This is a genomic window from Chroococcidiopsis sp. (genome assembly GCF_051657925.1).
Classification (GTDB): Bacteria; Cyanobacteriota; Cyanobacteriia; order Cyanobacteriales; family Chroococcidiopsidaceae; genus Chroococcidiopsis.
The window spans coordinates 1-12330 of the sequence record NZ_JBOFLP010000271.1 but is presented as its reverse complement, the minus strand read 5'-3'; the positions used below and the strand labels follow the sequence as shown (position 1 = coordinate 12330).

Genomic DNA, 12330 nt, shown 5'->3' with positions numbered 1-12330 from the left:
GTCGGGAGTCGGGAGTAGTAAAAATACAAATGACAAATGACAAATGACAAATTAATTACGCCACAATAAACTCAGTCCACTTGTAAACGAGATAAACTTGCTGCTGCATAAAAGAGTTCCAACAGACGACATTACCCATTCGTTCTGTGAAGGAACCACCATCGCGCACCGCACCCTTAGACTCGATCTTTTTACCAAAAGGATCGATAATGTCGATCGCCGCAGGTTTTCCTTCATACCAAAAGTCCCATTCTTCCGGCTTCATGAACTTTCTGGCATTTTGGGGGGCTGCACTGTAGTAACCTTGACGCGAGAGAAATCCGCCTACCCAACCGTCTAGCATCCAGTTGAGATACTCGTAAGCAGCGTCTAATTTTATTCCCGAAAGATTCTTCGACAAACCCAAACCACCACCCCAACCGCGATAGCCTTCCTTCAAGGGTGCATAAACGCAAGGGATTCCCCTTGCTCTCACAGCAGTAACCGCAGGCGACCACATCGATTGCAGCACCACTTCCCCAGATGACATTAGGTTGACAGACTCATCAAAGGTCTTCCAAAAGGCACGAAATTGACCAGCTTGCTTCTGCTCGATTAGAAGGTTTGTCACCTTGTCGAGTTCTTCTCTGGTCATGTTACCTTTATCGCCAAACTTCATCTGTCCCGTTGCTTCCATCACCATTGCTGCATCCATAATGCCAATGGAAGGAATATCGAGCAGAGATGTTTTGCCTTTAAATTGAGGGTCAAATAAATCTGCCCAAGATTCAATTTTCTTACCTACTAGATCGGGACGATATCCCAGCGTATCGGCGTTGTACTGAAATGGAATCATCGTCGCCCAGTCAGTCGGTTCTGAAGCAAATTCAGTTGAATCCTTGCCTTTCAGAAACATGACTTTGCGTGGAGCCGTTCCCTGAGAGGTGTTAACTCTTGCCCCTGGATATAATTCTCCAGTCGTGAAGATCGGCGTAATTTTATCGAATTCTTTGATTTTTCTAGTATCAATTGCCTGAAGATTGCTAGAAGGAGCGACTAATGGCAGGGCAAAATATTCACCGTCGAAAATATCGTATTGCTTGGGTTGAGTAATGGCAATTTGAATATTTTCTGCCGTACTCAATGCCCGCATTTGAATTTTGAAACCCAAATCTTTCTCTGCTTGAACGCGAATATCGTTAATTTGTGCCGCACCCGTGCCAATTAATCGCAGCGTCACATCTTGAAGTTTGTTAGTAATAACTGTTGGACCACGGTTGGAACAACTAGCAGCCGCGATCGCGGTTCCCCCAGCTGCCAAACCTGTTTTAAGCAGCTTGCGCCGACTAATTTTCGCCATAACTTTTGACTTTTCTACGCAGCTAAGAAAACGCAGTTATCTTTCGACCAACTGAGTACGACTAATTGCCCTTCTGCAAGTGCGTTTGCATCCCAATCAGTTGTACGGGCTTTGTATAATATTTCTTGCCCTGTAGCTTCTGCCATCAAGGAAACTCGCGTTACAAAACCCGTCATTTCTACAGCAATAATCCGAGCTGTAATTTGATTGGCAGCGAGAGAAGACTGAACGGGAACCATAGGTGAATGAGGCTCGACCTGCATTAAATCGGGACGGATCGAACACGCTGCTGTAGATCCTACTGGTGCAGCGTAACCGCGACAAAATAGCGAGCCAATGCCCTCTACTTCCAGTTGAATTAAATCCAAACTCGTATCGGCAACGCTGTTGACAACTTTACCTGTAAAGATATTGTTGTCTCCCATAAATTTAGCTACAAACTGGGAAGCAGGAGTGTTGAAAAGTTCTGAAGGTGTAGCAACTTGATCGATCCGTCCGTGGGTCATCACCACCACCATATCAGAGAGAGAAAAAGCTTCCTCAACGTGGTGAGTTACCTGAATGAATGTCATACCAAATTGTTTCTGAATTCGGCGCAACTCTGTCCGCATCCTGACTCTTAAGTTTTCATCCAAGGCACTTAAAGGTTCATCTAACATCAATACCTGGGGACGGGTGGCTAAGGCTCTTGCTAAAGCGATCCGCTGCTGTTGTCCGCCGCTGAGCATATTTGGTTTACGCTCGGCAACATGGCTTAAACCCACCATTTCTAGCATTTCTCCCACTCTGGTACGGCGTTCCTGTTCTGGGAGTTTACGCATTTTCAAGCCAAATTCGACGTTTTCCCAAATGCTTTTATGTGGAAACAAGGCATAGCTTTGGAACATCATCGAAGTATTGCGTTTCGCTGCTGGAATGTCGTTGACGCGCCGATCGCCAATTAAAATGTCACCGCTTGTTACTTCTTCATGTCCGGCGATCGTTCTCAGTGCCGTAGTTTTGCCGCATCCACTCGGACCCAACAAACAGCAGTAGTTTCCAGCAGGAATATCTAAGGTCAAATTTTCAACTGCTGTAAACGAGCCGTATTTCTTCGTCACCGATCGCAATGATACGCCAGCCGCTGCATCAGCTAAGGCTTGTTGCGTTGCTGAACTCGTTTGGAGGAATTCTTGTCTAACTCCAGTTGTTGTCATGATTAGTTCTGTAGTGCAATTGCTAGCTTGACTCAAACCTGCTGCGAACGGGCGATGCTAGAAAAGCTGTAACAGTAGTTCGCTCTTGTCTTTGCACTTTACTCATCAGCAGGTATGCACGTTTGGACTCAGAAGTCTAGCTGAGAACTGTGTATGCTGTATACGATGATATATAAGAATAAATCGAAAAAATAAACTGTATGTTGGACTACAATCTTCCCCGATAGAAAGAGCATGTCTATATCAGGCGAGGGATCTCGATGATTAAGGATGTCTATTTAATCATTGAGGGTGGCGATCGCTAGCAAAAACTCACGCTCGTCCAGAAAAAATTGTATACTGTATGCAAAACTTCTAAAGAGGTCAGGAGCTAGCCGCACAAAATTCATTCTGGCTCCAATCGCCTGACTTCTTCCTCAATCACACGTACAAATACAGTTAAGGGAGATCGTGCCGTCAAAAACATAAAATAAGAATAGCTAAAATATCCCTCTTCAGACAGATGCTAAGGAGTCCCGCTTTGTCCCTGTCTCCTCAGTCGCTCCAGCGACAGCGATCGCTACAAGAACAAGCATATCAGGCGTTACGGAATGCCATACTCTCAGGGGAACTAGCACCAGGAGAGCGACTAGTAGAAACCAAATTAGCGAACAAGCTTCAGGTAAGTCGAACGCCGATCCGAGAAGCAATTCGCTTGCTTCAGCATGAAAATCTAGCTACAAGCGACCTAGATGGAGTCCTGCGGGTTGCGACGATCTCAATTGTGGATGCAATGCAATTGTACGATTGTCGAATTGCTTTAGAGGAATTATCTGTCCGGGGAGCCTGTCACCATGCGACAGAAATGCAACTGCAAGAACTTGAAAGCATGGTTGAGCAAGCAGAAAAGTTAGTGAATAGTAAACCTACACAACTGACTAGCTTTCGCTTATTAGATATTGACTACCGTTTTCATCGGTTATTAGCGCAGAGTTCCAGCAATCCCTGGCTTGTCTCCCTGTTAGATCGAGTCTTCGATCAAATGCAACTGTTAAGGATTCAGACAACCAAACATAACCCCGATGTATTAGAAATTCGTACAGAACATCGACAAATTTACCAACCCATACAGCAGCGAGATGAAAAAGCAGCAGTTGAGGCAATGGTTGCCCACTTAAGAGCAAGTAAAGCGCGAGTCGTACAAGAAGTCGAGCAATTACAGAAATCAGTTGACAGTTGACAGTTATCAGGGAGCAGGGAGCGCACGAGCAGGGAGCAGGGGAGCAGGGAGCAGGGAGCGCACGAGCAGTTATCAGTGACCAGTGACCAGTTAATTCTGACTTACGACTTACCAATTACCCCTCAATATGACAACAACCAATTCAGGTATGAAGAAAGTTTTTATTTGTGGTTCGGCATTGCGCGGACAACCAGATCATCAAAATCTTCAGTCAGCAAAGTTTGTCAAAACAGCAGCAACTCAACCCCGCTATCGTCTTCATGCTGCTGGTGACGGTTGGCATCCGGCGATTTATGAAGTAGCAGAAGGTGGAATTTCTATTCCTGGGGAAGTCTATGAAATGACGAAGGAGCAGTTTGAATATTTGTCGGCAAATGAGCCACCGAATATGTATGCAAGCGATATCGTTCTAGAGGATGGAGAAGTCTTGACAGCATTTCTTTATCCGAAAGAATTAATCGAAAAATACAATTGGACTGATATTTCGCATCTTGGTGGGTGGGCTGCTTACAAAACCAGTTCGATCGAAAGCTAAAGGCGATCGCTGTTACTTTTTGGGAGCAAAAGGGGCAAGCATACCAGTATAGGGTTTAGGAATGGGATATGCTAAATCACCAACTTTGCTAGTACTTAAACCCAAACTTACCAAAGCTTCTACAAATTTGACAGCAGCAGTAACACCATCAATGACGGGAATACCAATCTCGTCGCTAATTTCAGCAGGTAGGTCAGCCATACCACCACATCCTAAAACGATCGCCCCGCAGTCATCTTCAGCTAGGGCAGATTTACACTCTTGAATAATTGCCTTGCGAGCTGGAGATCCTGCAATCTCCAGTTCCAACACGGGGAGATCGATCGCGCGAATATTACGACAAAAGCGACTCATACCGTAATTCTCTACTAATTGCCGAGCAATGACTCGCGTGCGTTTGAGGGTGGTAACGATGGAAAATCCAGTAGCCACAAAACTCGCAGCGTGCATCGCCGCTTCCGCAATCCCGAGGACGGGACCCCGTGCTAGTTCGCGGGCAGCCAGCAAGCCAGGATCGCCAAAACAAGCGATGACATAACCATCCACCCCCGTCGCTTCTCCTTGGTGAATTTCTTCAAGTAAGCCAACTACGCTGAGTGCTTCATCGTAATGTCCTTCGATCGAAACTGGTCCCATAGTGGGGTTGCAAGCAATAATCTCAGTGTCAGGACTTGCGACGGCTTTTGCTGCTAACCCGATTTTTTGGGTCATGCTAGCTGTGGTATTGGGGTTGATGACTTTGATTTTCATGGTTTTGCTGCATGGAAAGGGTGGGTTTCTGGAGAGTTTTGTCCAATGTGCAACTTTCTCTCGTTCTCCCTTTATAAGGCAAGGTTAGGGGGAATCTTGCCTTAACCGAAAAGTATTGAGATAGGAGGTCAGAAGTTGTTGTTTTTTTTGCTTTCCATAGCGAATGTCATACTTGAGAGTTAAAGTGTTGTAGAAAAATTGCTATTTTTGCAGACAATGCCAATCAATCCAAATAAGTTTGCCAAGCATCCAGACGAGCTGACGAGTCAGTTAGAAGCAATGTGCTGGCGCTTAGAAAATTTGTATATTCGTGCAAAAGCGCCAGCTTGGTCGCCAGCCGAGTTACTGGCAGAATCTTTTAGAGAACTCAGTTGTTCTCTAGAAGAGATTTATGTTGCTATTGAGGAGCTGCGGCAGCAAAATGAAGAATTGGCAGCAGCTAGATTTTTAGTCGAGCAGGAGCGCCAACGCTACCAAGATTTATTTGAATTGGCTCCAGATGGCTATTTTGTCACCAATGCTGCGGGAGTTATTCTTGAAGCTAACCGTGCTGCTGTTAGTCTACTGAATGCAGCGCCAGAGTATTTAGTTGGCAAACCACTTGTCTTGTTTGTCGAACGAGGCGATCGCTCATCCTTTCGTTCTCAACTCAATCGACTATGCTACCAAATTGACCGACTGCAAAACTGGCAAGTCCGCATCCAACCCCACAAATGGGAACCCTATGACGCACTCTTGACGGCAACCGTCGTGCGCGATCGCGAAGGAACGGCAAGTCATTTACGGATTTGCCTGCGACAGACCGACGAGCAGCAAGTGGCGATCGGCAGCTAAACCATCTATACCAGCAGTTGCCAAAGTTTATGAATATCAGTGGTTTATAAAACTTTTTCGGAGCCGTCAATTCTTATAATTATTAAAGAAACGCAATAAAAGCAGTTAGCGGTTAGCGATCGGCAATCGTTAATAACTGATAACTGATAACCGACAACTGACAACGGACAACTGTTTGGTCAAGGAGCGATCGCTAAACATATGGCAAGGATAGAAACCAGAACAGAACCCATGGTACTCAACATGGGACCGCATCACCCCTCCATGCATGGTGTGATGCGGTTGATCGTGACTCTGGATGGCGAAGATGTGGTCGATTGCGAACCCGTCATCGGCTACCTGCACCGAGGAATGGAAAAAATCGCCGAAAACCGCACCAACATCATGTACGTTCCTTACGTGAGTCGGTGGGATTATGCAGCGGGGATGTTCAACGAGGCTGTTACTGTCAACGCCCCCGAAAAATTAGCCGATATTCCCGTTCCCAAACGCGCTAGCTACATCCGCGTCATCATGCTAGAACTGAACCGGATTGCCAATCACTTACTGTGGTTGGGTCCGTTTATGGCTGATGTTGGCGCTCAAACTCCTTTCTTTTACATCTTCCGCGAACGCGAGATGATCTACGACCTCTGGGAAGCGGCTACAGGCTACCGGATGGTGAATAACAACTACTTCCGCATTGGTGGTGTAGCCGTCGATCTACCTTACGGCTGGATCGATAAGTGCCTCGATTTTTGCGACTACTTCATGCCCAAAGTAGACGAATACGAGCGCCTGATCACCAACAACCCGATTTTCCGTCGTCGTGTCGAGGGTGTAGGCACGATTACAAGAGAAGAAGCCATTAACTGGGGGATTTCCGGTCCCATGCTGCGGGCAAGTGGCGTAAAGTGGGACTTGCGGAAAGTCGACCACTACGAATGCTACGACGACTTCGACTGGGACGTTCACTGGGAAACCGCCGGGGATTGCTTTGCGCGTTACTTAGTGCGAATTCGGGAAATGCGCGAATCGGTGAAAATTCTGCGCCAAGCCATTGCCGGACTACCAGGTGGAGCCTACGAAAACCTAGAAGCCAAGCGGATGCAAGCTGGTCCAAAATCTGAATGGAGTGGTTTTGATTACCAATACATCAGTAAGAAAGTTGCCCCCACATTCAAGATTCCCAAAGGCGAACACTACGTCCGTGTCGAGAGTGGCAAAGGGGAATTAGGCATTTATATTATCGGCGATGATAATGTCTTCCCTTGGCGGTGGAAAATCCGCGCAGCTGATTTCAACAACGTGCAAATTCTGCCTCACATTCTCCGAGGCGTGAAGGTTGCCGATATTGTCACGATCCTGGGTAGTATTGACATCATCATGGGATCGGTAGACCGATAAATAAGTCGTAAGTCGTAAGTCGTAAGTCGTAAGTTAGACATAATAGCTACAAATGACCAATGACCAATGACAAATGACTCCAGTTTAGAGTTGAAGGAGGCGATCGCACGTCGAATCGCCTCAAGTTCTCAGCAGCGAATCACTTTTGCTGAGTATATGGAATTAGCACTATATCACCCTACTTGCGGCTATTACACGACTAAAGCCGTCCAAATGGGCAAGCAGGGTGATTTTTTTACGTCTACTCATCTGGGTGCTGATTTTGGCGAGTTGCTCGCAGAGCAGTTCGTCCAAATGTGGCAGATCTTAGGAAAACCTCAGCCCTTTACTTTGGTCGAAATGGGGGCGGGACAAGGTTTTCTGGCTTTAGATTCGATCCAATACGTCCAACTGAATTATCCAGAGTTTTTCGCTGCACTGGACTACATCATTGTCGAGCAGTCTCCTGCTTTGCGAGAGTTACAACAGCAGACGATCCCCCCAACCCCCCTTGACAAGGGGGGCAAGATTTCCTCTACAACCCCCCTTGAGCAAGGCGAGGCGAGTCCCCCAACCCCCCTTGAGAAGGGGGGCAATGTTCCCTCGGCATCCCCCCTTGAGAAGGGGGGCAAGACGATCCCCCCAACCCCCCTTCTCAAGGGGGGCAAGATTTCCTCTACAACCCCCTTAAAAAGGGGGTCGCCGCAGGCAGGGGGATCTATCCGCTGGTGCAGTTTAGAAGAAATCCCAGATAATTCGATCGCTGGCTGTTTCTTTTCCAACGAACTCATAGACGCACTACCCGTACATCAAATTGCGATCGAACGAGGTGTGCTGCGAGAGGTGTACGTTGGACAAGGGAGACAAGGGGGACAAGGAAGCAGCAATTCTAGCCACCAGCCACTAGCCACTAGCCACTCTCCTTTTACAGAAATTACAGATGAGATATCTACACCCAGACTGCAAGAATATTTCGACTTGGTTGGCATCAATATAACTTCTTCTACCTATCCAGATGGATATCGCAGCGAGGTAAATTTGGCTGCTTTAGACTGGTTGCAATCAGTAGCTCAGAAGTTGCAGCGCGGATATGTATTGACAATTGATTATGGTTATCCTGCAAGTCGATACTACAATCCAGCGCGATCGCAAGGGACTTTACAGTGTTACTATCAACACCATCACCACAACGATCCGTATATCAATATCGGACAACAAGATATCACCGCTCACGTTGATTTTACAGCTCTACAGCGATGGGGCGAGCGCTGCGATCTGCAGACCATAGGTTTCACCCAACAAGGATTATTTTTGATGGCTTTAGGATTGGGCGATCGCATTGCGGCACTATCTCAAACCACAAGCCAATCGCTCCAACAAGTCCTATGGCGGCGTGATGCCCTACATCAACTGCTCGATCCTATGGGTTTAGGCGGATTCGGCGTTTTGATTCAAGGCCGGGAACTCACTGAGGCAGAAGTAGCACAGCCCTTGATGGGGTTAAAGTAGAGACGTTACATGTAACGTCTCTACAACATGAAATCTTAAATCAATAGCTCTGACGATGGTGAGAATTCAATTTTCCCCCACAATGATTAGAGTAGTAAAGTAAGGCTATCAAACAGCAAAATCATGAACGCCCACGATCTATTAACACTAGTAATGCTTTTAACTCCTGGGATTTTGCTTTCAGTAATAATTCTGGTTACATTTGCTGCTGGAGGCTGAATCAGTTATCAGTTGACAGTCATCAGTTATCAGTTATCAGTGACTGTCTTTATTTCTCTTCCCCAACTCCCGACTTTCGTATCCCCAGTTACGAGCAAAATTGATACAGCGACGAATCGTGGGATCGTCTTTGGTTGCATCTGCTGTACTGGGGTTGAGCATAATAAAGCCAATGCATGGTAGATCGGTGTCCCAAACTCTAGTTAGGGAATAACGATACAATCCATCGGGTGCGATCGCAGCACTCATCTTCTTTCGGCAAGACGCAAGAGCCAATTAACTAACGATTCAATTAACCAACTACTAACAAATGACGAATGACAAATGACAAATGACGAATAAGTTCGCAAAGAACTGTAACGACTGCTGGCTCAAGTACAATGAAAAGCAGCTTTGCCACATCAGGATGACATCTTTACAACAGCACAACAGCTAAAAGTTCGCTTTTTTGACTTTTGACTTTTGACTTTTGACTTTTCACTGTTGACTTACTGAGTAGAGGAACAAGGATGAAAGTTGCTGTATTTAGCACCAAATCCTACGATCGCACCTTTTTAGAAACTGCTAACGCCGAATACAAACACGAACTGGTATTTTTTGAACCTCGTCTGACCTGCGAAACGAGCATTTTAGCAAAAGACTATCCAGTAGTTTGCGTCTTTGTCAACGACCAATTAGATTGTAAAACCTTGACTTGTCTAGCCGATCGCGGTACGAAGTTAATTGCTTTGCGTGCTGCCGGATATAACAACATAGATATCATCGCTGCTACTGAATTAGGTTTACCAGTCGTGCGCGTGCCAGCCTACTCACCCTATGCAGTAGCAGAATATACTCTAGGGATGATTCTTGCCTTGAATCGTAAAATTTACCGCACTCATTATCGCGTGCGCGAGGGGAATTTTTCGCTAGAAGGTTTGATGGGTTTTGACTTACACGGCAAGACAGCGGGGATCGTTGGCACTGGAAAGATTGGGGCTATCGTCGCGCAAATTCTCCATGCTTGCGGCTGTCATGTACTAGCGTATGACAAATATCAAAACCCTGACTGTCAAGCTTTAGGCGTGCAGTATGTCTCGCTTCAGGAATTATTTGCCCATACTGACATTATCAGCCTTCACTGTCCGCTAACACCAGAGACATATCATTTAGTTAATTCTGAAGCGATCGCCTTGATGAAAACAGGTGTAATGCTGATTAATACCAGTCGTGGAGCGTTGATCGACTCAAAAGCAGCTATTAAAGGCTTAAAATCCGGTAAAATTGGATATCTTGGTTTAGATGTCTACGAGCAAGAAGGAGATATTTTTTTTGAAGATCTCTCAAACACCATCGTGCAAGATGACGTATTACAGAGGTTGCTGACGTTTCCCAACGTCCTGATTACTGGTCATCAAGCCTTTTTTACCAAAGATGCGCTGACTAGTATTGCCCAGACTACCCTTGCCAATATTAGCGATTTTGAAAGCGGAAAACCTTGTCCTAATCAAATTAAAGTAGAGTCTCCTCAAGCGGTTGCTAGCAATGTCAAGTAACTTAATTTACAACTTATGACAATCCGAGTGCTGACAAACTCGATCTGATTTATCTATCTTGAAGTCGATCGAGTCGTCCGCGGAAGTTAAGTATATTTGAACAATAACCAAGAACTTGTTTTGAATTTTTGATTTTCAAACTAATCAGTTCAGTAGTACATGCAGACAGTTGCTAAATCAGCGATATTAAAGTAGTCATCATCAAAAACAAGGTAAAACTATGGAATCTCAGATACAACAACAAGAATACACCACCACACCTGAAGGAATGCCAGCTAGCGAACCCGCAGGCACTTTGGCGCTTCCTCCCGCTCCTCAGTCAAATACGCAATTGAAAAAACTAGGCGCTCAAGTCCGAGCCTTTCTGGACGAACTACCAGAATACATTGCCAAGTTTTATAACGAAAACCAAAAGCCAATTACTGTTGCTATCTTGATTGTGGCAGCATTTGTCACTGTTAAAGTCGTCTTGGCAATCTTAGATGCTCTCAATGATATTCCTCTGCTTGCACCAACTTTTGAATTAATTGGGATCGGTTATTCTGCTTGGTTTGTCTATCGTTACCTACTCAAAGTAGAGACACGGGAAGAATTGGGGCAAGAAATTCAAGCTATTACCAGTCAAGTCGTTGGTAGTAAGAGATAGTCCGCAGCAGTAGCGAAGATCGGAATAAAAACACAAACAAATAAAAGCGATCGCCCAAATAAATATATCTTGGCGCGATCGCTTTTTCAGTTGACAGTGAAGTGACTGGTGACTAGTGACTAGTAACTGGATGAAGAGTCTAGCCAAAGCGTCACTATCCACTCACCAATTACCAACTACCATTTACCATTTACTGCTGTTGAACTCCTGCAATGTAGGGAGATTGAATCGGGTCGAGCCGTCCTGCTTTTACCAAAGCTTGGTAAACGATCGCCGCTACATCAGCACGGGTAGCGTTGCTATTAGGATTGAGCTGTTTTGCATCAGGATAATTTACAACTAACCCAGCGGTAGTCGCTGCGGCAATTTTTTCCCTAGCATAATTGGGAATTTGGTCTGCATCGACGTACACTTCCTTCAAGACTTGCTCTGGTAAAGCAGGTGGTGCGAGGTTTAAGCCACTAGCAAGAGACACTAAAACTTGAGCTTTAGGAATTTCTTGCTGGGGTTGAAATGTATTATCAGGATATCCCCGTAAAAACCCAGTTTGAATGGCACGATTAATCGCTGGAACTCCCCAGAAAGTATCGGGCACATCTATATATTTAGTCTGGTTATCGACTCCAGGCAATTGATTGAAGGCTTCTTGCAAAATCGCAGCATACTCAGCTCTAGTCACAGGGTCGGTAGGCTTATAGTAGCCGCCGGAAAAACCTCTGACAATGCCACGCTCAGCCAAGGCTGAAATAAATGGATATGCCCAATAATCCGCAGGCACATCTTGAAACTTAACTTGTTGCGCTGGAGATGATTCTGGAGATGCTGGAGTGGTTGGTGTGGTGGGAACAGGGACGATCGCCGGAAGTGGAGCTACGGGCTGTCTGCGGGGCGTGACAGGCGTTTCTGGAGCGATCGCTTCTGGGACAGGACTGGGGATCGGCGCTAGCTCCGCTCTAGGTTCAGGGCTAGCTTGCGGCTGGGGAGTCAAAGCCACAGGCGATCGCGCTTCTGGAGCAGTCACCAACGGTAAGATATTGGGAATCTGAAAACCTCGCCCCGAACGAGATAGCGACCAAAATAGTATTCCGCCGAGCGCAGCCAAAGCCAGCACGACTGCAAGAAATTCATCAAATCCTAAAGGAGTTCTGGAAGACCGAGGATCGGGAGGTGGGGAATTAGTCAT

11 protein-coding genes and 1 pseudogene are annotated in these 12330 nt (G+C 46.0%); 7 read left to right on the top strand and 5 right to left on the bottom strand.

All coding sequences use genetic code 11. From position 1 onward, the window contains the following. Nucleotides 1–55: 55 nt before the first annotated feature. Both ACRC32_RS22385 and ACRC32_RS22380 read right to left on the bottom strand, forming a co-directional pair. Entirely contained in the window at nt 56–1339 is a 1284-nt protein-coding gene (locus ACRC32_RS22385) for an ABC transporter substrate-binding protein (RefSeq protein WP_438556044.1), read from the bottom strand. A gap of 14 nt (nt 1340–1353) precedes the next feature. After that, nucleotides 1354–2535, bottom strand: coding sequence for an ABC transporter ATP-binding protein (locus ACRC32_RS22380; RefSeq protein ID WP_438556043.1), 1182 nt, complete (start codon nt 2533–2535; stop codon nt 1354–1356). A gap of 502 nt (nt 2536–3037) precedes the next feature. Between ACRC32_RS22380 and ACRC32_RS22375 the strand changes: the two genes are divergently transcribed. Both ACRC32_RS22375 and ACRC32_RS22370 read left to right on the top strand, forming a co-directional pair. Next, nucleotides 3038–3754: a GntR family transcriptional regulator gene (locus tag ACRC32_RS22375; protein ID WP_438556042.1), complete on the top strand. Its 717-nt coding sequence runs from the start codon at nt 3038–3040 to the stop codon at nt 3752–3754. A 127-nt stretch (nt 3755–3881) separates the two neighbouring features. Then, complete coding sequence (locus tag ACRC32_RS22370; protein WP_438556041.1) at nt 3882–4289, top strand: allophanate hydrolase-related protein; 408 nt, start codon at nt 3882–3884, stop codon at nt 4287–4289. Between the two features lie 12 nt (nt 4290–4301). On the opposite strand, the gene ACRC32_RS22365 is transcribed toward ACRC32_RS22370, so the two are convergent. Next, nucleotides 4302–5039 (bottom strand): aspartate/glutamate racemase family protein, encoded by a 738-nt coding sequence (locus tag ACRC32_RS22365; protein ID WP_438556040.1) that lies wholly within the window; start codon nt 5037–5039, stop codon nt 4302–4304. A 216-nt stretch (nt 5040–5255) separates the two neighbouring features. On the opposite strand from ACRC32_RS22365, the gene ACRC32_RS22360 reads away from it, so the two are divergent. The 3 genes from ACRC32_RS22360 to ACRC32_RS22350 all read left to right on the top strand — a co-directional run bounded on the left by ACRC32_RS22360 (nt 5256) and on the right by ACRC32_RS22350 (nt 8747). Beyond that, nucleotides 5256–5873 (top strand): PAS domain-containing protein, encoded by a 618-nt coding sequence (locus ACRC32_RS22360; RefSeq protein ID WP_438556039.1) that lies wholly within the window; start codon nt 5256–5258, stop codon nt 5871–5873. 201 nt (nt 5874–6074) lie between these two features. After that, nucleotides 6075–7259: an NAD(P)H-quinone oxidoreductase subunit H gene (locus ACRC32_RS22355; RefSeq protein ID WP_438556038.1), complete on the top strand. Its 1185-nt coding sequence runs from the start codon at nt 6075–6077 to the stop codon at nt 7257–7259. Nucleotides 7260–7325: 66 nt separating this feature from the next. Continuing rightward, nucleotides 7326–8747, top strand: coding sequence for a class I SAM-dependent methyltransferase (locus ACRC32_RS22350; protein WP_438556037.1), 1422 nt, complete (start codon nt 7326–7328; stop codon nt 8745–8747). A 297-nt stretch (nt 8748–9044) separates the two neighbouring features. Here ACRC32_RS22350 and ACRC32_RS22345 read toward each other — a convergent pair. Further along, nucleotides 9045–9215, bottom strand: a pseudogene (locus tag ACRC32_RS22345) (DUF1643 domain-containing protein); the annotation flags it as partial. A 260-nt stretch (nt 9216–9475) separates the two neighbouring features. Between ACRC32_RS22345 and ACRC32_RS22340 the strand changes: the two are divergent. Together ACRC32_RS22340 and ACRC32_RS22335 are read left to right on the top strand one after the other, a co-directional pair. Beyond that, a complete protein-coding gene (locus ACRC32_RS22340) occupies nt 9476–10501 on the top strand; it encodes a 2-hydroxyacid dehydrogenase (RefSeq protein ID WP_438556036.1) in 1026 nt (341 codons plus the stop codon). Nucleotides 10502–10721: 220 nt separating this feature from the next. Continuing rightward, the gene (locus tag ACRC32_RS22335) at nt 10722–11147 is read left to right on the top strand and encodes a CAAD domain-containing protein (protein WP_438556035.1); all 426 of its coding nucleotides are present in this window, start codon (nt 10722–10724) and stop codon (nt 11145–11147) included. Between the two features lie 190 nt (nt 11148–11337). Here ACRC32_RS22335 and ACRC32_RS22330 read toward each other — a convergent pair. Then, nucleotides 11338–12330, bottom strand: a 993-nt coding sequence (locus ACRC32_RS22330) for an S-layer homology domain-containing protein (RefSeq protein ID WP_438556034.1), incomplete at its 5' end; no start/stop codon positions are given.